The sequence below is a fragment of the Paracoccus sp. SM22M-07 genome, assembly GCF_001887735.1.
Lineage (GTDB): Bacteria > Pseudomonadota > Alphaproteobacteria > Rhodobacterales > Rhodobacteraceae > Paracoccus.
The window spans coordinates 1-24,457 of the sequence record NZ_JPKW01000015.1 but is presented as its reverse complement, the minus strand read 5'-3'; the positions used below and the strand labels follow the sequence as shown (position 1 = coordinate 24,457).

Below are 24,457 nucleotides of genomic sequence, written 5' to 3'. Positions count from 1 at the left end.
CGCGCGGGCAATTGCACCCCCATAATGCAGGCGCAGCATCAGCGGCCGAAGACGGCCTGCACCTCGTACATCACCGGCTCGAAGCTTTTGCACATGTCGTGGATCTCTCGGTTGCGACGACGCATTTCGGTGCTGCGCAGCATGGCCTGGTAATCGCCGCGCTGGTTCCACTGGGAATAGGTCGCGATCCGGGTCTGGGCATCGTTCAGATGGATGGCGCCGCCGATGCAGCCCGGCTGCTGGCTGATGACCTGCTCCCAGGCCGCCGTCAGCAGGTCCAGCACGTCATGCGCACTGCCCGGCGTCACCTCGAAGGTGGTGATGACGGTCTGGCCGGTGAAATCGGACATGATCTGTGGCATGGTTCCCCCCTTGCTTGATCAGGGCCAGCCTAATCGCGCGCCGCCGTTTCGCAAAGCCCGCAGATGCCATTGCGCCGGGGCTGCATGCTGTGCATCTTGCGCCCGAACAGGACAGGGGAACGCAATATGACACGCATCTTCGATGGACATAACGATTTTCTGCAACGCGTGGTTGCCGCCGGACAGGGGGGTGCGGATCTCTGGCTGAAGGGTGACGGCACCGGTCATCTGGACCTGCCACGGATGAAGCAGGGCGGATTGGCGGGCGGATTCTTCGCCATCTGGATTCCTTCGGCCGCGGGGTTCAGCGACGCGGACGCGCAGCAGAAGATGGAAAACCCGCCCTTCCACATGCCCCTACCCGACCAGATCCCGGCCGAAGATGCCCTGCCCCACGCCTTCGCGCAAGCGGCGGCGCTGCTGTCGCTGGAGCGGACCGGCACCCTGGGCATCGCGCGCAAGGCCGCCGATCTGACCGACCTGATGGATCAGGGCAGGATCGCCGCCATCATGCATATGGAGGGGATCGAGGCCATCCGCACCCCCGACGACCTGCACCTGTGGCACGCGGCGGGACTGCGCTCGCTTGGCCCGGTCTGGTCGCGCCCGACAAGCTTTGCCCATGGGGTGCCCTTCGCCTTTCCGGCCTCGCCCGATATTGGCACGGGGCTGACGCAGGCAGGTCGCGACATGGTGGCGGAATGCAATGCGCTTGGCATCATGCTGGACCTGTCGCACCTGAACGAGGCCGGATTCAACGACATCGCCGCCCTGTCGGATGCCCCCCTGGTCGCCAGCCACAGCGGCGTCCACGCGATCTGCGAAAGCTCGCGGAACCTGACGGACAGGCAGCTGCACCAGATTGCCGACAGCAAGGGGCTGGTGGGGTTGAACTTCGCCTCCAGCTTCCTGCGGCCCGATGGCAAGCGCCTGCCGCTGGAACGGTCGGATGTCATGCTGCGCCATCTGGACCACCTGCTGTCCATCCTGGGCGAGGATGGCGTCGCCTTCGGGTCGGATTTCGACGGCGCGCTGATGCCCCAGGATATTCCCGATGCCAGCGCCCTGCCGACGCTGATCGACGCGATGCGCGACCATGGCTATGGTAATGCGCTGATCGCCAAGATCGCCTGCGACAACTGGATCGGCGTTCTGAAGCGGACCTGGAAGGACTGATCCCCGAAACGGAAACTGCCGGGCGTGGGGCCCGGCAGTGTCAAAGTCATCGGTTTCAAAGTCATTCCGTGGTTTCGCCACCCTGTTCCGGCTCGGGGGCGATCTGCGCCACGGCGACCATCTGCGCCAGTTCGGGGTCCGAGCTGACATCGGCCAGGGCATAACGCTCGGTCAGGCTTTCGGTCGAGAGTTCGACCTTGCTGACCACCTGAGCACCGGGGGCTGCGGGACCATAGGCCTGACCATTGACGGCGAAATAGATCGCACCCGAATTGCCGGTCCGCAGGCGCGGCGCCTCTTCCAGCTTGGGCAGGGTGAACCGTTCGCCCGCATCCATGATCTTTTCCAGCAGCACCGTGCCATCGGCCGAGGTGACGCGCACCCATGCCGGACGGACGGCCATCAGCTGAACCTCGGGGGCGTCGGGGGCCAGGGTGCGAACGGCGGTTTCGGTTGCCGCGCCGGTATCGGCCACACGGGGACCGACCAGCGGCTGATCACCCGCGGGTGCCACGGGGCCTGCAACCTCACCCGGCATGGCCACGCCCGCCTGGGGCTGCGGGAATTGGGTGATCTGGCCTGCGGATGCGATGATCGAATCCACGCTGGGGCTGCCATCCAGCAAACCGGGATCGATGGCGGCAATGGGGCCGTCACGCGCGGTCATGACCGGCGCTTCCAGGATCTGGGGACGATAGAGACGGTCCAGCGACTCGGGCTGGGGAAGGTTGCGTGCAATTTCCGCGCCCTCGGCCCCGTCCAGCGCGGGATCGGACAGGCCTGCTCCTTGGGTGGGGTCCAGTTCGGTCACGATGCCGGGCATGTCGTCGCCGGGGGTCAGGGTGACGCGCTGGACCTCTTGCAGGACGGCATAGCCGCCATAGGCCAGACCGCCGATCAGCGCCATCAGCACGAAGATCGCCCCGATCGCGCGTGGTTCGATATCCGACCAGAAGCTCTGCTCCTGCGGGATGAACAGCGCACGGGGGTTGGCCAGCGCCTCGGCGGGGTCGGACGGCCGCCGCGCGGGCTTGGGCCCCGACGCGGCAGGCGCCATTCCATGGGTCGGCATGAAGCCCGATTCCGCGCAGAAGCGACGGAAGGTCCAATCCGGGTCCATGCCCAGATAGCGCGCGTAGGATCTGACATAGCCCGACACGAAGCTGGGCGTGTCGAACGAGGAAATATCGCAATTCTCGATGGCCGCGACATAGGATGCCCGGATCCGCAATTCACGTTGCACATCAAGCAGCGATTTGCCCAATGTGGCCCGTTCACCGCGCATCAGGTCGCCCAGACGCGTGTCATCGTCGAGGAACTGTTCGTTATCCTCCACCTGCGCGAACTCCTCTGCTGGGTGTGTTGCCCGCAGCCTGCTCATCCCGAATGCCTCATCCGACGGTTATGCGTCACTCTCCGAATCGGAGAGTATCGCTGCTTCTTTACCCGCACGTTATCACGCGGGCGAGAGCAGTTCACGGGGCGATTTGTCTATGCGCTCAATTCGGCGCGATTTAGCGCGCAATGTGACCACAGCGTATCCATGGCGCGGACCAGGTGGTCGATCTGCTTGGGATCATGCACCGGCGAGGGCGTGAAGCGCAGGCGTTCCGTACCGCGCGGAACGGTGGGGAAATTGATCGGCTGCACATAGATGCCGTAATCGCGCAGCATCATGTCCGACAGCGCCTTGCAGTGGACCGGATGGCCGACATGCACGGGGACGATGTGGCTGCCATGATCGATGATCGGCATGCCCAGCGACTTCAGCCGCATCTTCAGGATGCGGGCGTGCAGCTGCTGGGCGTCGCGCAGTTCCTGGCCTTCGGCGGTCTTCAGGAAGGCGATCGACGCGGCCGCCCCTGCTGCAACCGTAGGTGGCAGAGACGTCGTGAAGATGAAGCCCGGCGCATAGGAGCGGATCGCGTCGCACATCTTGGCGCTGGCCGCGATATAGCCGCCGAAGACACCGAAAGCCTTGCCCAGCGTGCCGTTGATGATGTCGATGCGCCCCGACAGGTTGTCGCGTTCGGCAACGCCGCCGCCGCGGGGACCGTACATCCCCACTGCGTGAACCTCGTCCAGATAGGTCAGTGCGCCGAATTCCTGCGCCAGGTCGCAAAGCGCCTCGATGGGGCCGAAATCGCCATCCATGGAATAGATGGATTCGAAGGCGATCAGCTTTGGGGCCGCCGGATCATCGGCCTCCAGCAATTCGCGCAGATGTGCGACGTCATTGTGGCGGAAGATGCGCTTGGCGCCGCCATTGCGCTTGATCCCCTCGATCATCGAGGCATGGTTCAATTCGTCGGAATAGATGATCAACCCGGGAAACAGCTTGGGCAGCGTCGACAGGGTCGCATCATTGGCGATGTAGGCGCTGGAGAAGACAAGCGCCGCTTCCTTGTCATGCAGGTCGGCCAGCTCGGCCTCCAGCCGCTTGTGATAGACCGTGGTGCCGCTGATGTTGCGCGTCCCGCCCGAGCCTGCGCCGGTGGCGTCAAGCGCCTCGTGCATGGCCGCCAGGACGACGGGATGCTGGCCCATGCCCAGATAGTCATTGCCACACCAGACGGTGATTTCCTGCTGTTGGCCATCCGGACGATTCCAGACGGCCTGGGGAAACCGGCCTTTCGCGCGTTCGATATCGATGAAGGTGCGATAACGTCCCTCATCGTGCAGACGCGAAATCGCCTGGTCCAGTGCGGCATCATATTTCATTGCGGGCGTTCCCTTGCATAGCTGGCTGGGTGCGATCATGGTCCGACCACGCGCGGCCCCACCTGAATAAAGGGCAAGCCGCGAAAATGACAGTCGAAAACGTCGGACTGGGACAAAAGGTCCAGTCCGAAAACCGACAATTCTTCTCGGAAAGGCGGGAAACATGGTGGAAGATGCATCGACGCAGGACATGCTGTCGCAACTGGACAAGGGGTTGGATGCGGCGCTGAACAGGCTGCTGGAGTTCCTGCGCATTCCCTCGATCTCGACCGATCCGGCGCATAAGGGCGACGTGCGGCAGGCTGCGGAATGGCTGGTGGCCCAGCTGCGCGACCTTGGTTTCGACGTGACGCTGCACGACACACCGGGCCATCCGATGATCGTGGCGAAATCCCCCGCGGGCGATGCGCGTCCCGTGCTGTTCTATGGCCACTATGACGTCCAGCCGGTCGACCCGCTGGAACTGTGGGACAGCCCGCCCTTCCAACCCGCGATCGAGGAGACGCCCGACGGTCCCGTCATCCGCGGCCGCGGCGCATCCGATGACAAGGGTCAGCTGATGACCTTCGTCGAGGCGTTCCGCGCCTGGAAGACGGTGCATGGCGCCCTGCCCACCGACCTGACGCTGCTGTTCGAGGGCGAGGAGGAATCGGGCTCTCCCTCGCTGCGGCCCTTCCTGCAGGCCCATGCCGACGATCTGCGCGCCGATCTGGCAATGATCTGCGACACCGCGCGCTATGCCGATGGCCGCCCCGCCATCACGACGCAGCTGCGCGGGCTGGTGGGACAGGAGGTCGTGATCCACGCCGCCGACCGCGATCTGCATTCGGGCAGCTTCGGCGGTCTGGCAGCGAACCCGATCATGATCTTGGCGCAGGCGCTGTCGGCGCTGAAGGACGACACAGGTCGTGTCACCCTGCCCGGCTTTTACGACGGCGTGGCCGACCTGTCGCCGGAACTGGCCCGCGACTGGCAGGCGCTGAATTTTGACGCCACCGATTACCTGTCGCGCGTGGGGCTGTCCCAGCCCATCGGCGAACAGGGCCGCACGCCGTTGGAGATGGTCTGGAACCAGCCCACAGCCGAAATCAACGGCATCGCCGGCGGCTATGCCGGGGCCGGGTTCAAGACCGTTCTGCCGGCAACGGCGCGCGCCAAGGTCAGCTTCCGCCTGACCGGCACCCAGGACCCGCAGGCCGTGCGCCAGGCTTTCCAGGATCACGTGCGCCGCTTTGTTCCCGCCGATTGCCGGGTCGAATTCCACGATCACGGCGCCGGCCCCGCCAGCGTCATGGACATCAGCGATCCGGCCTTCGGCCAGGCCAAGGACGCGCTGACCCAGGAATGGGGCCAGGAGGCCGCATATATCGGTGGCGGCGGGTCCATTCCCATCGCGGGCGATTTCAAGGAGCTGCTGGGCATGGATTCGATGCTGGTGGGCTTTGCCCGCGACGACGACCGCATCCATTCCCCGAACGAGAAATACGACGTCGAGAGCTTTGCCAAGGGCGCGCGGTCCTGGGTGCGCATCCTGGCGGCGTTGCGCTGACGAAAGAGGGGCGGCACCCGGTGCCGCCCCTTATCCAAACCCAAATTTCGACGGATCAGCCCTGGGTGCTGCAATAGCTCTGGCTGGACGTCCAGTTCGCGATGTCGGCCCGCTTGGACGAACTGCGCATGGGCGCCCAATCGCGCGCGACGCCGCGCCATCCCTGGCCATCATGGGCGACGGCATTGTCGCGCCCGACCTGGTGGGACATGATCTTGACCGCGCAGGTCATGTTGTCAGAACCGTTGCGGATATTGCCGCTGCAGCCGTAATGGCGCCAGGTCGCGGGGGCGATCTGCATCAGGCCCAGCCAACGACCGCCGCCACCGGCTGCCTGCGGGTTATAGGTGCTTTCATGCTTGGCGACCGCCGACAGCAGCCCCGCCCAGAAAGCCTTGCGCCCGGTCTGGGTCAACTGGCGGTAGTTGGGGCAGAATTCGTTGATGTCCTGGGGAACGCGCGACATGATCGTCACGCCTTCCTTGTCCAGCGCGGCCAATGTGGCCTGGGTCCAGGCATCGGACCCGCCTTTCGCGTCCCACCGCATCGGCGGCTCGGCGACCAGGGCCAGCTCTTCGGCCTCCATCTTCACGGCCTCGGCCTTGTCGGCACCGGGCGTCGTGGAACAGGCGGCAAGAACGGCCAGGGCGGCCAGGGACAGCGCAGCGCGCATCGGAACCTCGTGGGTCAGTTTCGTCAGGCATTGGCTTAGCCGAAGCCCGAAATGCCGCAAGCGACGCGTTCCGGCGTCGGCGGGAACGTGCCACCCCGCGCCGCCCGGTGTGACGGATTCCCGCCGATGGCCCTCCAAAACACGACAAAACACACGCGCAATTCGTTTGGCGCGTCCATCGCGGCGATTCGGAGGGCGATCGACAGATGGCCTTGCGGCAGGCCGTGACAATCCCGCGGCCTTGCCCTAAAACCCGCGCAACGACCGATCCGCCGCACGATGAGGCCCGACCAGATGCTAGACCTGACCTATACCGCCCCGCAGCCCAAGGTGATCCAAGGCGCCAAAAGCGATTGGGAGCTTGTCATCGGCCTCGAGGTTCACGCGCAGGTCGCATCGAATGCCAAGCTGTTTTCGGGCGCCTCGACCGAATTCGGGTCCGAGCCGAACAGCAACGTGGCCTTCGTGGATGCCGCCATGCCGGGCATGCTGCCGGTCATCAACGAATTCTGCGTGGCGCAGGCCGTCCGCACGGGTCTGGGCCTGAAGGCGCAGATCAACCTGCGCAGCGCCTTCGACCGCAAGAACTATTTCTATCCCGACCTGCCGCAGGGCTATCAGATCAGCCAGCTGTACCACCCCATCGTGGGCGAGGGCGAGATCATCGTCGACATGGGTCCGGGCGTCGCCCGCCATGTGCGCATCGAACGCATCCACCTGGAACAGGACGCGGGCAAGTCGATCCACGACATGGACCCCAACATGTCCTTCGTGGACCTGAACCGCACCGGCGTCGCCCTGATGGAGATCGTCAGCCGCCCCGACATCCGCGGCCCCGAAGAGGCCGCCGCCTATGTGGTCAAGCTGCGCCAGATCCTGCGCTATCTGGGCACCTGCGACGGCAATATGCAGAACGGCAACCTGCGCGCCGACGTGAACGTCAGCGTCTGCAAGCCGGGCGATTACGAACGCTTTGCCGAAACCGGCGATTTCAGCCATCTGGGCACGCGCTGCGAGATCAAGAACATGAACTCGATGCGCTTCATCCAGGCGGCCATCGAATACGAGGCGCGCCGCCAGATCGCCATCATCGAGGATGGCGGCACGGTCGTGCAGGAAACGCGGCTCTATGATGCGGACAAGGGCGAAACCCGGTCGATGCGGTCCAAGGAGGAGGCGCATGACTATCGCTACTTCCCCGATCCCGACCTGCTGCCGCTGGAGATCGAGCAGGCCTGGGTCGATGACATCGCCGCCGCGATGCCCGAGCTGCCCGATGAAAAGAAGGCCCGCTTCGTCAAGGACATGGGCCTGTCGGAATATGACGCGGGCGTCCTGACCGCCGAACTGGAAAACGCCAACTACTTCGAGGCCGTGGCATCGGGTCGCGACGGCAAGATGGCCGCGAACTGGGTCATCAACGAATTGTTCGGCCGGCTGAACAAGGAAGGGTTGACGGTCCAGACTTCGCCCATCTCGGCGGCGCAGCTGGGTGGCGTGGTCGATCTGATCGCCAAGGGCGACATTTCCGGCAAGATCGCCAAGGACCTGTTCGAGATCCTGTGGACCGAAGGCGGCGACCCGGCCGCCATCGTCGAGGATCGCGGCATGAAGCAGGTCACCGACCTTGGCGCGATCGAGGCCGCCGTGGACGAGATCATCGCCGCCAACCCCGCGCAGGTCGAAAAGGCCAAGGCCAACCCGAAACTGGCAGGCTGGTTCGTCGGTCAGGTTCTGAAGGCCACCGGCGGCAAGGCCAACCCCGCCGCCGTCAACGAACTGGTCGCCAAAAAGCTGGCGCAGTGACATCGTGACCCCGCCCGTCACGGCGGGGTCATTCCTCTTTCCCACCGGGCACGGCCCCGAATTTCGCGAATGGCAGGATCAAGATGGGCGTTTCTGAACCGGGCTTTGAATATTCCGTCGTTGCCGCCCCCATGCGCGGGGAAAAGGACAAGGATGCCAAGACACCGACCGACCGCTATGCGCTGGCGCTGACGGCGCAGCTGAACAGCATGGCGGCCGAAGGGTGGGAATACCTGCGCGCCGACGTCCTGCCATCCGAGGAACGCAGCGGCCTGACCGGACGCACCACGGTCTATCACAACGTTCTGGTCTTCCGTCGCGCGACGGGCAAGGGCAAGGTCGCGCCGAAACCCCAAAAGCCCGAACCGGCGATCGACCCCAAGTTCTGATCGTTCAGGCCGCCGCCTGCAGGCTGTCCGGGCAGAAGCTGCTGATCGCGACATTGTCGCCGTCAAAGATGCAGAAGCTGCCCGGGGGAACCTCGGACCAGTCGCCCTGGTCGGTTTCCAACGGTTCGGACACGACCGCCCATCCCTGCCGTGACGCCGACCACCGGTAGTAAAGCGACGGCGCATGTTCGTCGCTGCTGTAGCGCAGGGCGAAAAGCCGCCGCCCATCGGACAGCGCGCAAGCCGCGCGGATATGCGGCGCCTCGCCCCGCTTTGACGCCAGATCCCCCATCAGTCCGATCGCACGCTGCATCGCCCCCTTGGGGTCCAGGTCCAGACCCTGCCCAAGCGCGATAAGGAACAGCGCCTCGCTGTCGGTCGCGCCCTTGCGGTGAGAGTAAAGGTCGTCGGGGATCAGCGCATCGGCATGGCGGCGATAGCTGTCATAGCCGCCGAACTGACCGTTATGCATGAAGCTCCAACGGCCGACGGCAAAGGGATGACAGTTGTTGCGGCTGGTGGCCGTCCCGGTCGAGGCGCGGACATGGGCCATGAACAGCCCGGACCGGACCTGCCCCACAAGGCTGCGCAGGTTCGGGTCCGACCAGGCCGGCAAGACATCGCGATAAAGCCCGGGTTCCGGTCGTTCACCGTACCAGGCAATGCCAAAGCCGTCAGCATTGACGGGTGTGGGGCAGCGCATCGCGCCCTGCGACTGCCGGATCAGCGAATGCGCCGGCAGACTGACGATATCCTCAAGGAAGATAGACTGGCCCAGATAGGCCGCCCAACGACACATGCCCTGCCCCTTTGCGTCTTCTTTGTGACAGATCTAGCACAAAGGTATGACGCAATCACCTTATTCCGCGGCGGGCGGCGTTTCTTCCACGATCACAAGGTCGCGTTCGCTTGCGCCTTTGGCATGGGCCAGCGCCGCCTGGTATTCGGTGCTGTGATAACAGGCAACCGCCGCCTCCAGGCTGGGAAAGCGGGCGACGACGTTGCGCGCGCGGTCGTTGCCCTCCAGCTGGTGATAACGGCCGCCGCGGGCCAGGAAAACGCCGCCATGCTGGGCGATGGCGGGGCCAGCCTCCTTGGCATAGCGGCCATAGGCCTCGGCGTCGGTGACGGTCACATGGGCAATCCAGAGCGCGGTCATGCGATTTCTCCGATCAGATGTTCCACCATGGCAAAGGCCGCGTCGGCGGCACCCAGGCTGGGCGCCCCGCCCTGGGCACGGTCGGGACGGCCACCGCCGCCCTTGCCACCCAAGGCGGCGGTGGCCGTCTGCACGATGGTCACGGCGCTGACACGATCGGTCAGATCGCCCGTGACGCCGGCAGCCACCGTCGCCTTGCCGTCGGCTTCCGCCAGGACCAGCACGACGCCGCTGCCCAACTGGGCCTTCATCTCATCGACCAGCGCGCCCAGTTCCTTGCCGCCCACGCCCTCGACCTTGCGGCCGATGAACTTGATGCCGGCGATCTCCTTCGCCTCGGAGGCTCCGCCGCCGCCCATGGCCAGCTGGCGCTTCAGCTGCGCGACCTCGTTGGCCAGGGCCTTGCGTTCGTCAGCCATGGCGCGCACGCGGTTCACCACCTCGGCGGATTGCGCCTTCAGGATGCCCGCGATCTCGGTCAGCTTGCGGTCGGCATCGCGCAGGTGGTCCAGCGCGGCCTGGCCCGTCAGCGCCTCGATCCGGCGCACACCCGCGCTGGAGGCACTGTCGCCGAGCAGCGCGAAGGCCCCGATATCGCCCGTGCGGGCCACATGGGTGCCGCCGCACAGCTCCAGCGAATAGGTCGCCCCGTCAGCGCCTTTGCCGCTGCCATCCAGGCTGCCCATCGACACGACGCGAACCTCGTCGCCGTATTTCTCGCCGAACAATGCCTGCGCGCCCAGGCTCCGGGCGTCGTCGGGCGTCATGATGCGGGTGACCACGGGGCTGTTCTGGCGGATGAACTCGTTCACCTCGGCCTCGATCTGGGCCATTTCCTCGGCGCTGACGGCGTGGTTGTGGCTGAAATCAAAACGCAGGCGATCGGGCGCGTTCAGGCTGCCCCGCTGCGAGACGTGATCGCCAAGCGCGCGGCGCAGCGCCTCGTGCAGCAGGTGCGTGGCCGAGTGGTTGGCCCGGATCGCCCCGCGCCGGTCGTGATCGACCGTCAGGGTCGCGCCCTGACCGCGGCTGATGGTGCCCATCGTGACTTCGGCCATGTGGACAAAGACCCCGGCGACGCGCTTGGTGTCGGTCACGCGTGCGGCCCCAGTGTCGGTCTTGATCAGGCCGGTATCGCCGACCTGACCACCGCTTTCGCCATAAAACGGCGTCTGGTTCACGACGATGCTGACAGTGCTGCCTTGGCCTGCTTCCGCGGCGTCGGCCCCGTCGGCGACCAGCGCCACGATCTGGCCCTCGGCGGTTTCGGTGTCATAGCCCAGGAATTCGGTCGCGCCGTGCTTTTCGGCCAGCTCGAACCAGACCTTGGCGTCGGCCGCTTCGCCCGAACCGGACCAGGCCGCCCGCGCCATGCGCTTTTGTTCGGCCATGGCGCTGTCAAAGCCCTCGGTCTCCACCGCGCGGCCCTTTTCGCGCAGGGCGTCCTGCGTCAGGTCCAGCGGGAAGCCGAAGGTGTCATAGAGCTTGAAGGCCGCCTCGCCCGGCAGGTTCGCGCCTTCGGGCAGCTTGGCCAGTTCGTCGTCCAGCAGGCGCAGGCCACGATCCAGCGTCTGGCGGAAGCGGGTTTCCTCGCTGCGCAGGGTCTCCTCGATCATCGGCTGCGCGCGGGTCAGTTCGGGATAGGCCGCGCCCATCTGGCGAACCAGCTCGGGCACCAGCTTGTGCATGACCGGATCCTGCGCGCCCAGCATGTGAGCATGGCGCATTGCACGGCGCATGATGCGGCGCAGGACATAGCCGCGCCCTTCGTTGCTGGGCATCACCCCGTCGGCCAACAGGAAGCTGGTCGAACGCAGGTGATCGGCGATGACGCGGTGATGCACCTTGCCGGGACCGTCGGGATCGGCGCTGGTGACGTTCGCGCTGGCCTCGATCAGGCTGCGCATCAGGTCGGTGTCGTAATTGTCGTGCTTGCCCTGCAGCAGCGCGCCGATGCGTTCCAGACCCATGCCGGTGTCGATCGACTGCATGTCCAGCGCCCGCATCGAGCCGTCCTCGAACTGCTCGTTCTGCATGAAGACCAGGTTCCAGATTTCGATGAAGCGGTCGCCATCCTCATCCTTGCTGCCCGGAGGGCCGCCCCAGATCTTGTCACCATGGTCGAAGAAAATCTCGGTGCAGGGACCGCAGGGGCCGGTCGGGCCCATCTGCCAGAAATTGTCCGACGTGGGGATGCGGATGATGCGGTCGTCGGTCAGGCCCGCGACCTTCTTCCACATCGCGGCGGCTTCGTCATCGGTGTGATAGACGGTGACCAGCAGGCGGTCCTTGGGGATGCCGAATTCCTTCGTCAGCAGTTCCCAGGCATAGGGGATGGCCTCGGCCTTGAAATAATCGCCGAAGCTGAAGTTGCCCAGCATTTCAAAGAAGGTGTGGTGGCGGGCGGTATATCCCACATTGTCCAGATCGTTGTGCTTGCCACCCGCGCGGACGCATTTCTGCGCCGTGGTCGCGCGGTTGTAATCACGCGTTTCCAGGCCGGTGAACAGGTTCTTGAACTGCACCATGCCGGAATTGGCGAACATCAGCGTCGGGTCGTTGCGCGGCACAAGCGGGCTGCTGTCCACGACGCGGTGGCCGTTCTTTTCGAAATAGCCAAGGAAGGTGGATCGGATGTCGTTCAGACTGGGCATGGCGGGCCTTCATCGCAAATATGTTCTGGCTGCTTCCGGCCAGGCCGGGCTTGGTGCTTGGTCTATCGCCAGCCCGTGCGGCTGTCCAGCAATCGCAAACGAAAGCGCGCGGAGGATGATCCCCCGCGCGCATTGTCAGATCGGTTCGTGACCGGGATCAATCCTCGGTCAGTTCCTCGCTGTCGCCTTCGCCGCTGCCGAATTCCAGGCCGTGGCTGGCGCGGATCTTGTCCTCGATGGCAAAGGCCACTTCGGGACGGTCGCGCAGGAACTGCTTGGCGTTCTCGCGCCCCTGCCCGATGCGTTCATCGCCATAGGAATACCATGCGCCCGATTTCTCGACGACGCCGGCCTTGACGCCAAGGTCGATCAATTCACCCACCTTGCTGATGCCTTCGCCATACATGATGTCGAATTCGACCTGACGGAACGGCGGCGCGACCTTGTTCTTGACCACCTTGACGCGGGTCGTGTTGCCCGTCACCTCGTCGCGATCCTTGACCGAGCCGGTGCGGCGGATGTCCAGACGGACCGAGGCATAGAATTTCAGCGCGTTGCCGCCGGTGGTGGTTTCGGGGTTCCCGAACATGACGCCGATCTTCATGCGGATCTGGTTGATGAAGATCACCATGCAGTTCGAACGCCCGATGCTGGCGGTCAGCTTGCGCATCGCCTGGCTCATCAGGCGGGCCTGGCTGCCCATCTGCATGTCGCCCATGTCGCCCTCGATCTCGGACTTGGGCGTCAGCGCCGCGACCGAGTCGACCACGACCAGGCTGACGGCGCCCGAACGCACCAGCGTATCCACGATCTCCAGCGCCTGTTCGCCCGTGTCGGGCTGGCTGATCAGCAGCTCGTCCAGGTTCACGCCCAGCTTCTTGGCATATTGCGGGTCCAGCGCGTGTTCGGCATCGACAAAGGCGCAGACGCCGCCCTTCTTCTGTTCCTCGGCCACCACATGCAGCGTCAGCGTGGTCTTGCCCGAGCTTTCGGGCCCGAAGATCTCGATGATGCGGCCCTTGGGCAGCCCGCCGATGCCAAGCGCGATGTCCAAACCAAGCGAACCGGTCGAGGTCGACTCGATCTCGGCTACGGGATTGTCCTTGCCCAGCTTCATGATCGAACCCTTGCCGAACTGGCGTTCGATCTGGGACAGGGCGCTTTCCAGCGCCTTCTGCTTGTCTGCCGTGCGTTTGTCGGTCATGTCGAAAATGCTCGCCTGTGCCATGTCATTCCCATCGTTATTTCACAGCCCAACGGGCTGGGCAATCACATCGACGGAACGAATGTTCACGCCTTGTTCGCACATACATGCGCCATCGCCCCCGGCTTTTCAAGCATGGCGTGGTTAATAATTGATTCGCCTCCACCACGTTGACCCGCCACGGGTTAACAAAGCGTTTACACCGCAGCGCCCGACCGATATTCACGGCCCGATTGCAGCAAACCACATGATCGGAGCGACTGCGAATGCTGATATTCTGGGATCAGAGACTGGTCTTCCTGGCGACCCCCAAGGCGGGGTCCAGCGCCATCGAAATGGCACTCGAATCGCTGGCATCCGCCGCTCTGCAACGCCCCGCGCAGCTCAAGCATACCGATATCGGCACCTATCACCGCCATCTTGGCCCCTGGCTGGAGGCCCAGACCGGGGACCGCTTCACCACCGTCGCCCTGATGCGCGAACCGGTCGATTGGCTGCGCAGCTGGTACCGCTTCAAGCTGCGCGACGATCACGAAGATCCCCACCACGCGATGGAGGGGATGTCATTCGCCGATTTCGCCACCGAATATGCCCGCGAAGGCGGCCCCGAGGCCCTGGGCATCGGATCGCAGGGCGCCTTCCTGACCGAAGGGCTGCGCAGCGTCGATTGCATCTTCCAGTACGAACGCATTCAGGATTTCGTCGATTTCCTGGAAAATCGTCTGGATTGCGCGATCGAACTGCCGCGCATCAACGTGCCTCCCAGCGTCGATGTGCATCTGGACAGCGATGCCGAACGCGATCTGCGCCAGGCGATGTCCTTCGACCTGGACCTCTACGACACCTTGTGAGGTGGTTGCGGGTCCGGGCTGGCCAGACGGGTGCGGACCAGTTCCGTCAGCTCGGTCAGGGTGAAGGGCTTGGCCAGGAAGGCCGCGTCGGCAACCGGGACCTGACCGTCGACAAAGATATCCTCGGTATAGCCGGACATGAAGATGACGCGGGCCTGCGGCACCAGCTTCAGCGCCTGGCGCACCCATGACGGTCCGTCCAGGCCCGGCATCACCACATCGGTGACAAAGATGTCGATCTGACGATCGCCCTTTTCCAACAATTCCAGCGCCGCCTCGCCCGAGGCCGCCTCGGCCACCTCGAAGCCCTTCAGCTTCAGGGCGCGGGACGCAAAGGCCCGCACGGGGGCCTCGTCCTCGACCAGAAGGACCCGCCCCTTGGGACCGGGCGCCATCTGTGCTGCCCGCCCGACGGGCGCTGCCACCGGCGCCGGCTTGAGCGACGACCGCGCATGGGCGGGAAGATAGATCGTGAAGGTCGTGCCCCGGCCCAGCTCGCTGTCGCAGAAGATATAACCGCCGGTCTGCTTGACGATGCCATAGGCGGTGGACAGGCCCAGACCGGTCCCCTCGCCCGCCTTCTTGGTGGTGAAGAAGGGGTCGAAGATCTTCTCCAGGTGATCGGGCGCGATGCCGCTGCCTGCATCGCGCACGGTGATCGCGACGTAATCGCCCTGGGCCATCGTGACGCGGTCGCGATGCTCGGGGGTGTCCAGATGGACGTTGCGGGTCTGCACGATGATGTCGCCGCCCGTCGGCATGGCGTCGCGGGCATTCACCACCAGGTTCATGATCACCTGTTCCAGCTGCCGCTTGTCGGCGCGGATCGCATGCAGGGCCGGATCATGGATGATCGTCAGCCCCACCCGTTCGCCCACCAGCCTGTTCAGCAGATGGGTCAGATCGGCCAGCGTGTCGCGCAGGTCCAGCATCTGCATCGTCAGGGTCTGCTTGCGCGAAAACGCCAGCAGCTGACCCACCAGCGCGGCGGCGCGGTTGGCGTTCTGGCTGATCTGGTCCAGATCGGCGAAATCCGGGTCGCCCTTGTCGTGGCGCAGCATCAGCAGGTCGCAATGCCCGCTGATCGCCGTCAGCAGGTTGTTGAAATCATGCGCCACGCCGCCTGCCAGCTGACCGATGGCCTGCATCTTCTGGCTTTGCGCGAATTGCGCCTCCAGCGTCTTCAAGGCGCTGGCATCGGTCAGGACCGCGATCAGCTGGTCGCCGTCCAGGGGGTCGCGCGCCAGGGCCACCTGGAAATGGCGGTCGCGCATGTCGCCGTTGCGGCTGTCGGGGTGGCGCAGGCGCAGCATCTCGGTCCGGTTCACGGCGCGCCCGGCGCACATATCGGACAGCCAGTCGGTCAGCGGCCTGCCCGGTCCGTCCAGAAGCTGGGTGATGTTCTGATCCAGGGCGCCTGTCAGCATGCCGTCCAGCAGGGCGCGGGCGGCGGCATTCGCGCGACAGATCACCCCGTCCGACCGCAGGCGCAGCAAGGCCACCGGAACGGCATCGAATTCGTCGCGATCCTCGGCGTCTTCCAGGTCCATGGCGACCTCGATAGGCTCGGCCATCTGGCCGGGACGCAGATAGGACCAGACCTGCAAGGGCGCATCCGGCAGACAGCTGAGCGTCAGGACATGGCCTTCGGGCAGGTCCATCTCGGCGCTGCCAAGCCGCAGGGCGCGGCTGGACATCTGCTGCAGATGGCCGGGCGCATCGGCCCGCAGCCGGGTCATCAGCGACAGGATGCTGCGGCCGGTCAGATCCTCGAAGGCCAGATGGGCGGACTGGTTCTGATAGAGCACCAGGCCATCCGCATCGCACAACCAGATCGGTTCGGCGGCCGCCGCAACCTCGGACCGGATCGCGGACAGGGCGCGCCTGGCGGCCATGCCGCGCGACAGATGCGACAACCCGACCGCCCCGCCCAGCAGGTACCATGCCACCGAAACCGTCCCTACGGCCACCGCCGTCAGTCCGGTCGCGGCCCCCGGCACCACGGCCAGGATGCCCGCCCCCGCCACCATGGGTGTCAGCAGCAGCGGCAGGGCGGCGATCGCCCCCTTCGGCAGTCCTGCGCGTTGGTCCAGATGCACCATGCGAATCGTCCTTTTGTCCCTTGACGATCCTCTGCCTAGCCGACCCAACCTTAACAGGCCGTTAACCGTGATCCCGCGCCGCGGCATCAGGACCGGCGCGCCATCACCGCCAGATAGAACCCGTCGCCCGCGTCGATGGGCGTCCACGACCGGTCCTGAACCAGCGCAAAGCCGGGATGACGCGACAGGAAACCACGGACCTGATCGCCGTTTTCGTCATCCAGCAGCGAACAGGTCATATAGGCCAGATGACCGCCCGGGCGAACCATGGGCGCGACCTGGTCCAGGATCTGGGCCTGCACTTCGGTCAGGCGGACCAGCTGATCCTGCGTCAGCCGCCATTTCGCATCGGGCGTGCGCCGCCATGTGCCGGTGCCCGAACAGGGCACATCCGCCACGACCAGGTCATAGCTGCCTTCGGGCTTGCGCAGGATGCGCACGGGAACGCCCGCACGCTCGGCCCGTTCGGGCAGATCGCCCATGCGGGCGGGCAAGGCATCATGCGCCTCGTATCGGGCCTTGGGCTGACGTGCAGCCAGCGCCAGGGTCTTGCCGCCCCCGCCCGCGCAGTAATCCAGCACCCGGTCATCGGCCCGCAAGGGCAGCGCGGCGCAGGCCAGTTGCGGCGACAGGTCCTGAAGCTCGATCCCGCCGTCGCGATAGAGCGCCGAGCGCGCCACCGCCCGTTCATTGCCCATCACCTGCAGCGCCGTGGGCAGGTCGTCGGCGGGACGGGTGGGAATATCCTCGGATTGCAGCTGATCGACGGCGCTGTCGGGGTCGACGCGCTGCGGATTGACCCGCAACCAGACCGGCGCGCGATCGGCCATCAGTGCCGCGACCTGCTCGGCCCGATCCCCAAGCGAGGCGTGCCAGCGCGGCCTGATCCAATCGGGCAGATCGTCGGGTAAGGTGGCGGGCGCGACATGGTCCAGCTCGGTTTTGGTCAGGGGGGCGGGGGAATGCCCCTCGCCCGAGAAAAGCGCGGCGACATCCATGTCCTGTCGGCGGGCATGGCCGATCATCAGCCCGCGACCGTCAAGCGACCCGCCCAGGGCCGCCAGACTGTCGCGCTGACGCAGCGCCCCAAAGACCAGATCGCGCAGCCGCGCCCGGTCGCCTGACCCGGCGAACCGGCTGCCCCGCGACCAGCGCAGCAAAGCCTGTTCCGCCGGCATACCGGCCAGCACCTGATCCAGAACCGTGATCGCGGCGGCAACCCGTGCGCCGGGCGTCACGTCACCGGCCCGTTTTGGGAAATTTCCTTGTGCATCTGTCACCCCCTTGCGGCCTGCCCGGCCTGATCGGCCTTCGGCCTAGCACGGTCGAAACCATGCGCTCAAGCGGGGGGCGGCCGCAAGCGGGTCCCCGCGTCAGAATTGCGTGACACTCGGGGACGTGACCGTCAGAAGGCCTGCGGCCTGACGCGCGCGAAGGGCAACCAGGCCAACAGCGGCACCGGCACCAGCGCGACCAGATGGACCAGCCCCGGCACATCCCGGATCGCCGCCTGCCGCAACAGGTATCGCGCCATCGCCAGGCTGTCCGAAGGCGGACGGGCGATGACCCCTTGCAGATAGTCGCGGCCGAAATCCCACAAAGGCACCATCGCAGCCCCCCTCAACAGTGCCGCGATCATCGCCAGCAGCAGCGGATAGAGCATCAACCCCGCCAATCCCAGCAAGGCCGCCCCGATGATCTTGCCCCCCAGCACGATGTTATAGGCGACGCTGGCCTTGCGCAGCACCGGCGACACCGCCAGCACGTCGCCCCAGGATGCATCGAACCATTCCGTGCCGATCGTATCGGCCTGGCGACCGCGCAGGGCACGGTGAAAGGCGCCCTCGATGGTGCGGGCGCGGCGGTCGTGGATGACGAATTCGATGATCGGCTTTTCGGGAAAGGCGGTCGCCTGTTCGGCCACCCGCGACAGTCCCCGGCTGGAATAGCCGATCTTGATGCGTCGCGGGTGGCTGGGAAAGCGATAGCCATAGACGATGTTGGGATTGGTCGGCGATCCGACGATGACGGTCCGGGACAGGTCGAAGCTGCCGCGCACGGTCCGAAGTTGCTTGCCTTTGATGCCCAAGGACGGGTTCCTTTGTCTGCCGGACCCGTGCACCGGGCCTTCTGCTGGCCGGATCGTCCCGAAACGTATCAGGAACCACCCCTAGCCTTTTGAACCGAATTAGGAAAAAGCGCCGATTTGCGCAAGAACAAATGGTTAACACCGGCGCGATTCACGCAATCGTTTTTCGGACCGCCTGCAACCGCCCCTGCGCGGCCGCGTTGGGGGCCCAAGTTCACCGTTCACGGATAAGGAACACCATGACCCATCACACCACGCCCATCCCCGGCCAGCTTGCCCCCCTGATCGAGGCCCATAACCACGAAGGCAACGCCTTTGCCCTGCCCGCCACGCCCGACAACAAGATGACGGCGATCTTCTTCTATCGCGGCATCCATTGCCCGATCTGCAAGAAGCAGATCGAGGAACTGGCACGGCGTCAGGGTGAATTCCGCGACTTGGGTGTCGATGTGGCGGCCATTTCGATGGATGAACGCGAGCGGTTCGATCGCCAGCAGCAGGAATGGGACCTGGGCGATCTGCATGTCGGGCATAACCTGTCCGAGGATGCGGCCCGAGCCTGGGGCCTGTTCATTTCGGACAAGGAAAAGGATGCCGAACCTGCGCGGTTTGCCGAACCGGGCATCGCGGTCCTTTATCCCGACGGGCGGATCTATTCGCTGTATCTGCAGAACGTGCCCTTCGCGCGTCCGACGGTCGACGACCTGCTGTCGGGGCTGAAGTTCATCCTGAAAAACGACTATCCCATTCGCGGGATGGCATGACGCGAAAAGGGGGCCGCAGCGGGCCCCCTTTTCCATTCCGGTCAGGTTGCGGTCACCGCGCGGTGGGGCCGTCGGGCACCAGCGCCTCCTCGGCGGCCTCGGGCAGGTTGCCGTTCAGCGCCGCGTTCAGCTGATCGCGGTCCAGCGCCCCTTCCCACCGGCTGACGACGACGGTCGCGACGGCATTGCCGATGAAGTTGGTGATCGACCGGCATTCCGACATGAAGCGGTCGACGCCCAGGATCAGCGCCATCCCCGCCACAGGCACCGTCGGCACCACCGACAGGGTCGCGGCCAGCGTAATGAAGCCCGCCCCGGTGACACCGGCAGCGCCCTTCGATGACAGCATCGCCACCAGCAGCAGCAGGATCTGCTGTTGCAGCGACAGATCGGTATTCGTCGCCTGCGCGATGAACAGCGCCGCCAGCGTCATGTAGATGTTGGTGCCATCCAGGTTGAAGGAATAGCCGGTCGGCACGACCAGGCCCACGACGGGACGCGCGCAGCCTGCCCGCTCCATCTTTTCCATCAGCGAAGGCAGCGCCGATTCCGAGGAGGACGTGCCCAGCACCAGCAGGATCTCGGTCCGCAGATAGCTGATCAGCTTGAAGATCGAAAATCCGTTCAGCAGGCAGACGGTGCCCAGGATCACGATGATGAACAGCGCCGCCGTCAGATAGAAGGTTCCGACCAGAGCCGCCAGGTTGGCGACCGCGCTGATGCCGTATTTGCCGATGGTGAAGGCGAAGGCCCCGAAGGCGCCGATGGGGGCGGCCTTCATCAGGATGTCCACCACGCGGAAGATCGCCAGGCTGGCGCTTTCGAAGACGGCCAGCACCGGCTTGGCCTTGTCGCCGATCAGGATCATCGAGATGCCGAACAGGATCGCCACGAACAGCACCTGCAGGATGTTGCCCTCGACAAAGGCCGAAACCAGCGTGGCGGGGATGATGTCCATGACAAAGCCGGTCAGCGATGTTTCATGCGCCTTTTCGGCATAGCCCGTGACCGCGCTGGCATCCAGCGTAGCGGGGTCGATGTTCATGCCGCTGCCCGGCTGGACCACGTTGGCCACGATCAGCCCGACGATCAGCGCCAGCGTGGAGAAGGTCAGGAAATAGGCGAAGGCCTTGCCCACGACCGAACCGACGCCCCGCAGGCTGCCCATGCCGGCCAGGCCCGTCACGATGGTCAGAAAGATCACCGGCGCGATGATCATCTTGACCAGCTTGATGAAGCCGTCGCCCAGGGGTTTCAGCGCCTCGCCGGTCTGGGGGAAGAAATGCCCGACCAGCGCGCCGCAGATGATGGCGGTCACGACCTGGAAATAGAGATGGGCATAGAAGGGTTTGTGGGTCGGCGCATGGGGCTGCGCGGATGGATCCAACTGCATGAGGTCTCCTCCTACCTTTGCGTGTGTCAGTCATGTCACGCGCAGGATAAGGAATGCGGGACGGTTCCGAAGGGCGGCGTTGCATGACAGCAATGCATTGAAAACATGGCTTTCCTGCCGCCGGAGGGGTCGTTTTCTGTGTGGTTTCCCACACGATGCGCATCTGCTAGTGTCGGAAATGAAACACCGGGCCGCCGCGCCCCATAAGGCCCACGCCCATGTCCGTCACTGCCCGACACGCCGATTCGGGCAGCCCGCCCTTCCGCCGCCCCGTCGTCATCGCCCTGTCGATCCTGCTGATGCTGACGGTTCCCCTGGCGACCTGGCATCTGACCGAACGGGCCGCGGTGGCGCGCCTGACCCAAGCGGCCCTGGCCACGGCGCAGACGCGGGCGCTGGCGCTGGACAGCATCCTGGACCGTCAGCGTGCCGTCGCGACGGTCCTGTCGGTCGATCAGCAGGTCGTGGCGACCCTGCGCGCGGGACGTCTGTCCGATCCGGACGTGTCGGCCAAGCTGGACCTGCTGCGCGAGGAAACCCAAAGCAGCGTGATCTATCTGATGGACGCGTCGGGGCGCACGGTCGCGGCGTCGAACTGGGATCGGCCCGAAAGCTTCGTGGGCCATGACTACGGGTTCCGCGACTATTTCCAGCAGGCGATCCGGCAGGGCACCGGCCAGGAATATGCGCTTGGCACCGTCAGTGGTCGGCACGGGCTGTATCTGGCCCATGACATCCGCGACGCAGGCCGTCCCATCGGGGTCATCGTCGTCAAGATCGAGTTCGACCAGCTGGAACGCGCATGGGCCCGCGACAGCGACGCGACCTTTGTTCTGGGCGATGACGACCGGGTGCTGATCACCAGCAGGCCCCGGCTGAGGTTCCAGACCCTGCCGTCCTCGCGCGGTCTGGTGACGACGCGCGTGCCCCTGCGCCGCAGCGACTGGCGGCTGGTCGTGCAGACGCCCACCGCCGGCGCACGACGCATTGCGGGGCTGGCTGCGGGGACCGCCCTGCTGGTCGTGCTGCTGGGCGGCATCGTCGCCGCGCTGACCGCGGCCCGGATGCGCCGCACCGCCCGTCAGGCCCGCGCGCAGGCGGCCTATCGCGCCGATCTGGAAGACGCCGTCCAGGCCCGCACCCGCGCCCTCTCGGACGAGATGCGCGAACGCAAGGCCGCCGAACAGCGCCTGATCCGCCTGCAATCGGACCTTGTGCAGGCCAACAAGCTGGCGACCCTGGGCCAGATCACCGCCGGCGTCGCGCATGAGCTGAACCAGCCCCTGGCCACCATCCGCCTGCTGGCGGAAAACGGCCGCGCCCTTCTGCCCGCGCAGGCGACGCAGGCCACAGGCGACAACCTGACCCGCATCATCGGCATGACCGACCGCATCGCCGTCATCACCGACCGCCTGCGCGGGTTTTCACGCAAGGCGACGGGAACGCTGCAGCCCGTGTCGCTGGACCAGGCCATCCAGGCCTCGCTGATGCTGACGGCCAGCCGCAGACGGGCCAGCGCGATGCGCTTCGACCTGCCTGAATTGCCCGACGACCTGTGCGTGCGGGCGGAATCCGTGCGGCTGGAACAGATCCTAGTCAATCTGCTGACCAATGCCCATGACGCCCAAGAGGATTGCGCCGCCCCGTGGATCAGGCTGGCGGCCAGCTGGGACACCGATGCCGTCACCCTGACCGTCACCGATAACGGGCCGGGTCTGGATGCCGAAGGGGCCGCGCGCCTGTTCACGCCCTTTGCCACCGACAAGCCGCAGGGCATGGGGCTGGGGCTGGTCATCTCGCGCGATATCGCCCGCGATTTCGGGGGTGATCTGACCTTGGACCCCGCCAGCCCCGGCCAAGGCGCCACCTTCCGCCTGACCCTGAGGAGAGCCTGATGCCCCCCGCCCCCTGCATCTGCCTGATCGACGATGATGACGACCTGCGCGCGGCCTTGACGCAGATGCTGACCATCGCGGGGATCGCGGTGCAGGATTTCGCGGATGCGGCTTCGGCGCTGGCCATGCTGACGCCCGATTTCGACGGCGCGGTCCTGTCGGATGTGCGCATGCCGGGCATGGACGGGTTGCAGCTGTTTGCGCGCCTGCACGCCATGGATGCTGATCTGCCGGTGATCCTGCTGACGGGGCATGGCGATGTCCAGATGGCGGTTCGCGCCCTGCATGCCGGGGCCTATGATTTCCTGACCAAGCCCGTCGCCTCGGACGTGCTGACCGCCGCGCTGCGCCGTGCTCTGTCGTCGCGGCGGCTGGTGCTGGAAAACCGCCGCCTGCGGCAGGCCCAGACCGATGCCGCGCTGGCCCATCCGCCGCTGATGGGCGACAGCCCCGCCATGCAGCAGCTGCGCGACAGCCTGATGCGGGTGGCCGACGCCCAGAGCGATGCCCTGATCACCGGGCCCGGCGGGGCGGGCAAGTCGCTGGTCGCGCGGGCCATCCACAGGCAGGGTCCCCGGCGCGCCAGGCCCTTCGTGACGCTGGATTGCGCGACCCTGACGCCCGACCGGATCGACGCCACCCTGCTGGGCCAGGATGGCGGGCCGCAAGCGCGTCATGCCCGCGCGCCGGGCCTGCTGGAAAAGGCCCATCGCGGCATTCTTTGCCTGGACGATGTCGCCGCCCTGCCGCAGGCCGCGCAGACGCGCCTGCTGAAGCTGGTCGAGGCGGCGGAATTCTGGCCCGCCGGAGCCGCCGCCCCGCGGCCCTTGGACCTGCAGATCATCGCCACCGCCGAAACCGCGTCGCAGGGCGATCTGCATCCGGGGTTGTATTACCGCCTGTCGCGCGCCATCGTCACGGTCCCGCCCCTGTCCGAACGGATGCAGGACATCCCTGCGCTGTTCCGCCATTTCCTGCAATCGGCCGCCGACCGCCTGTCACGCAGCGTGCCGCCGCTGACGGATCTGGCGCTGGCCCATCTGGCCGCGCATCGCTGGCCCGGAAACCTGCGGGAATTGCAGGCCTTTGCGGAACATCACCTGCTGGGGCTGGATCAGGATGCCGGGAACCCGGTCCCTGCCCGCCCCCCGCTGGCCCAGATGGTCGCCACCTATGAGGCGGCGCTGATCCGCGACACGCTGCGCGACTGTCAGGGTCACGCCACCCAGGCGATGGAGATGCTGGGCCTGCCCCGCAAGACCTTCTATGACAAGCTGAGCCGCCACGGCATCAAACCCGCCAGCTATCGCGACCCGGCCTGAGGGGCGGGATCGGCGGCCGCCCCCGTCACGCTGCCAAAGAAAGGAAAAGCGTGCGCAGGACATGCCTGAACGCCGATTCTAGGAATCAAAAAAATATATCGATTCAATCAGTTCAAATCTCTCTGATTGACTGAAAAAAGCAGTAGCCTGCGCAGGAAAGGAATAACCTGCGCAGGCGTAACCTAATGAGAATAAATAGTTATCTTGAGGGCGCGTTTTGACCGCTTTGGCCTGCCCCTATCGGGTGGTCCGGTTTCAATCTTAGTGCATTACGTGTCTTGTCGCTACAGCTGGGGTGGCCGGCGAAGCGGCTCCGGATGGCGAAGCCGGCCACTGGATGGCCTCGGG

Annotated in this window: 20 protein-coding genes; 8 read left to right on the top strand and 12 right to left on the bottom strand. The window is 65.5% G+C overall.

Going from position 1 to position 24,457, the window contains the following annotated elements; all coding sequences use genetic code 11:
• Positions 1 to 38: 38 nt before the first annotated feature.
• On the bottom strand, positions 39 to 362 hold the full coding sequence (locus IE00_RS16725) for an antibiotic biosynthesis monooxygenase (protein WP_072298336.1): 324 nt from the start codon (positions 360 to 362) through the stop codon (positions 39 to 41).
• Between the two features lie 126 nt (positions 363 to 488).
• Between IE00_RS16725 and IE00_RS16720 the strand changes: the two genes are divergently transcribed.
• Positions 489 to 1,538, top strand: a complete 1,050-nt coding sequence (locus tag IE00_RS16720; RefSeq protein WP_072298335.1) for a dipeptidase — start codon at positions 489 to 491, stop codon at positions 1,536 to 1,538.
• A 61-nt stretch (positions 1,539 to 1,599) separates the two neighbouring features.
• Here the strand turns inward: IE00_RS16720 and IE00_RS16715 are convergent, their stop codons facing one another.
• Both IE00_RS16715 and hemA read right to left on the bottom strand, forming a co-directional pair.
• Positions 1,600 to 2,919 (bottom strand): helix-turn-helix domain-containing protein, encoded by a 1,320-nt coding sequence (locus IE00_RS16715; RefSeq protein WP_072298334.1) that lies wholly within the window; start codon positions 2,917 to 2,919, stop codon positions 1,600 to 1,602.
• 110 nt (positions 2,920 to 3,029) lie between these two features.
• Positions 3,030 to 4,259: a 5-aminolevulinate synthase gene (hemA, locus tag IE00_RS16710; protein WP_072298333.1), complete on the bottom strand. Its 1,230-nt coding sequence runs from the start codon at positions 4,257 to 4,259 to the stop codon at positions 3,030 to 3,032.
• A 163-nt stretch (positions 4,260 to 4,422) separates the two neighbouring features.
• Here hemA and IE00_RS16705 point away from each other — a divergent pair, with 163 nt between their 5' ends.
• Positions 4,423 to 5,808, top strand: a complete 1,386-nt coding sequence (locus IE00_RS16705) for a dipeptidase (protein ID WP_072298332.1) — start codon at positions 4,423 to 4,425, stop codon at positions 5,806 to 5,808.
• Positions 5,809 to 5,863: 55 nt separating this feature from the next.
• On the opposite strand, the gene IE00_RS16700 is transcribed toward IE00_RS16705, so the two are convergent.
• Complete coding sequence (locus tag IE00_RS16700; protein ID WP_170864192.1) at positions 5,864 to 6,481, bottom strand: lytic transglycosylase domain-containing protein; 618 nt, start codon at positions 6,479 to 6,481, stop codon at positions 5,864 to 5,866.
• A gap of 294 nt (positions 6,482 to 6,775) precedes the next feature.
• Between IE00_RS16700 and gatB the strand changes: the two genes are divergently transcribed.
• On the top strand, positions 6,776 to 8,287 hold the full coding sequence (gene gatB / locus IE00_RS16695; protein WP_072298331.1) for an Asp-tRNA(Asn)/Glu-tRNA(Gln) amidotransferase subunit GatB: 1,512 nt from the start codon (positions 6,776 to 6,778) through the stop codon (positions 8,285 to 8,287).
• 83 nt (positions 8,288 to 8,370) lie between these two features.
• Entirely contained in the window at positions 8,371 to 8,676 is a 306-nt protein-coding gene (locus IE00_RS16690) for a hypothetical protein (RefSeq protein ID WP_072298330.1), read from the top strand.
• Positions 8,677 to 8,680: 4 nt separating this feature from the next.
• Here IE00_RS16690 and IE00_RS16685 read toward each other — a convergent pair whose 3' ends face one another.
• From IE00_RS16685 to recA, 4 genes are all read right to left on the bottom strand, one after another.
• Positions 8,681 to 9,475: a class II glutamine amidotransferase gene (locus tag IE00_RS16685; protein ID WP_072298329.1), complete on the bottom strand. Its 795-nt coding sequence runs from the start codon at positions 9,473 to 9,475 to the stop codon at positions 8,681 to 8,683.
• 60 nt (positions 9,476 to 9,535) lie between these two features.
• Positions 9,536 to 9,835: a DUF1330 domain-containing protein gene (locus tag IE00_RS16680; protein ID WP_072298328.1), complete on the bottom strand. Its 300-nt coding sequence runs from the start codon at positions 9,833 to 9,835 to the stop codon at positions 9,536 to 9,538.
• The gene (gene alaS / locus IE00_RS16675; RefSeq protein WP_072298327.1) at positions 9,832 to 12,489 is read right to left on the bottom strand and encodes an alanine--tRNA ligase; all 2,658 of its coding nucleotides are present in this window, start codon (positions 12,487 to 12,489) and stop codon (positions 9,832 to 9,834) included. Before alaS ends, IE00_RS16680 begins: the two co-directional genes overlap by 4 nt.
• Positions 12,490 to 12,646: 157 nt before the next feature.
• A complete protein-coding gene (recA, locus tag IE00_RS16670) occupies positions 12,647 to 13,717 on the bottom strand; it encodes a recombinase RecA (protein ID WP_072298326.1) in 1,071 nt (356 codons plus the stop codon).
• Positions 13,718 to 13,959: 242 nt separating this feature from the next.
• On the opposite strand from recA, the gene IE00_RS16665 reads away from it, so the two are divergent.
• Positions 13,960 to 14,544: a sulfotransferase family 2 domain-containing protein gene (locus IE00_RS16665; protein WP_072298325.1), complete on the top strand. Its 585-nt coding sequence runs from the start codon at positions 13,960 to 13,962 to the stop codon at positions 14,542 to 14,544.
• Here the strand turns inward: IE00_RS16665 and IE00_RS16660 are convergent.
• The 3 genes from IE00_RS16660 to IE00_RS16650 form a co-directional block, all read right to left on the bottom strand.
• Positions 14,529 to 16,646: an ATP-binding protein gene (locus IE00_RS16660; RefSeq protein ID WP_072298324.1), complete on the bottom strand. Its 2,118-nt coding sequence runs from the start codon at positions 16,644 to 16,646 to the stop codon at positions 14,529 to 14,531. The two genes, IE00_RS16665 and IE00_RS16660, sit on opposite strands and share 16 nt — an antisense overlap.
• Before the next feature lie 86 nt (positions 16,647 to 16,732).
• On the bottom strand, positions 16,733 to 17,884 hold the full coding sequence (locus IE00_RS16655) for an RsmB/NOP family class I SAM-dependent RNA methyltransferase (RefSeq protein ID WP_072298323.1): 1,152 nt from the start codon (positions 17,882 to 17,884) through the stop codon (positions 16,733 to 16,735).
• Positions 17,885 to 18,051: 167 nt separating this feature from the next.
• On the bottom strand, positions 18,052 to 18,735 hold the full coding sequence (locus IE00_RS16650) for a GIY-YIG nuclease family protein (RefSeq protein ID WP_072298322.1): 684 nt from the start codon (positions 18,733 to 18,735) through the stop codon (positions 18,052 to 18,054).
• A gap of 239 nt (positions 18,736 to 18,974) precedes the next feature.
• On the opposite strand from IE00_RS16650, the gene IE00_RS16645 reads away from it, so the two are divergent.
• Positions 18,975 to 19,499, top strand: a complete 525-nt coding sequence (locus tag IE00_RS16645) for a redoxin domain-containing protein (protein WP_072298321.1) — start codon at positions 18,975 to 18,977, stop codon at positions 19,497 to 19,499.
• Positions 19,500 to 19,551: 52 nt separating this feature from the next.
• Here the strand turns inward: IE00_RS16645 and IE00_RS16640 are convergent, their stop codons facing one another.
• Positions 19,552 to 20,892 carry a dicarboxylate/amino acid:cation symporter gene (locus tag IE00_RS16640; protein WP_072298320.1) on the bottom strand — a complete coding sequence of 447 codons (1,341 nt, stop codon included), beginning with the start codon at positions 20,890 to 20,892 and terminating at the stop codon, positions 19,552 to 19,554.
• Positions 20,893 to 21,110: 218 nt separating this feature from the next.
• On the opposite strand from IE00_RS16640, the gene IE00_RS16635 reads away from it, so the two are divergent.
• On the top strand, positions 21,111 to 22,787 hold the full coding sequence (locus IE00_RS16635) for an ATP-binding protein (RefSeq protein ID WP_072298319.1): 1,677 nt from the start codon (positions 21,111 to 21,113) through the stop codon (positions 22,785 to 22,787).
• On the top strand, positions 22,787 to 24,109 hold the full coding sequence (locus IE00_RS16630) for a sigma-54 dependent transcriptional regulator (RefSeq protein ID WP_072298318.1): 1,323 nt from the start codon (positions 22,787 to 22,789) through the stop codon (positions 24,107 to 24,109). Before IE00_RS16635 ends, IE00_RS16630 begins: the two co-directional genes overlap by 1 nt.
• Positions 24,110 to 24,457 lie beyond the last annotated feature (348 nt).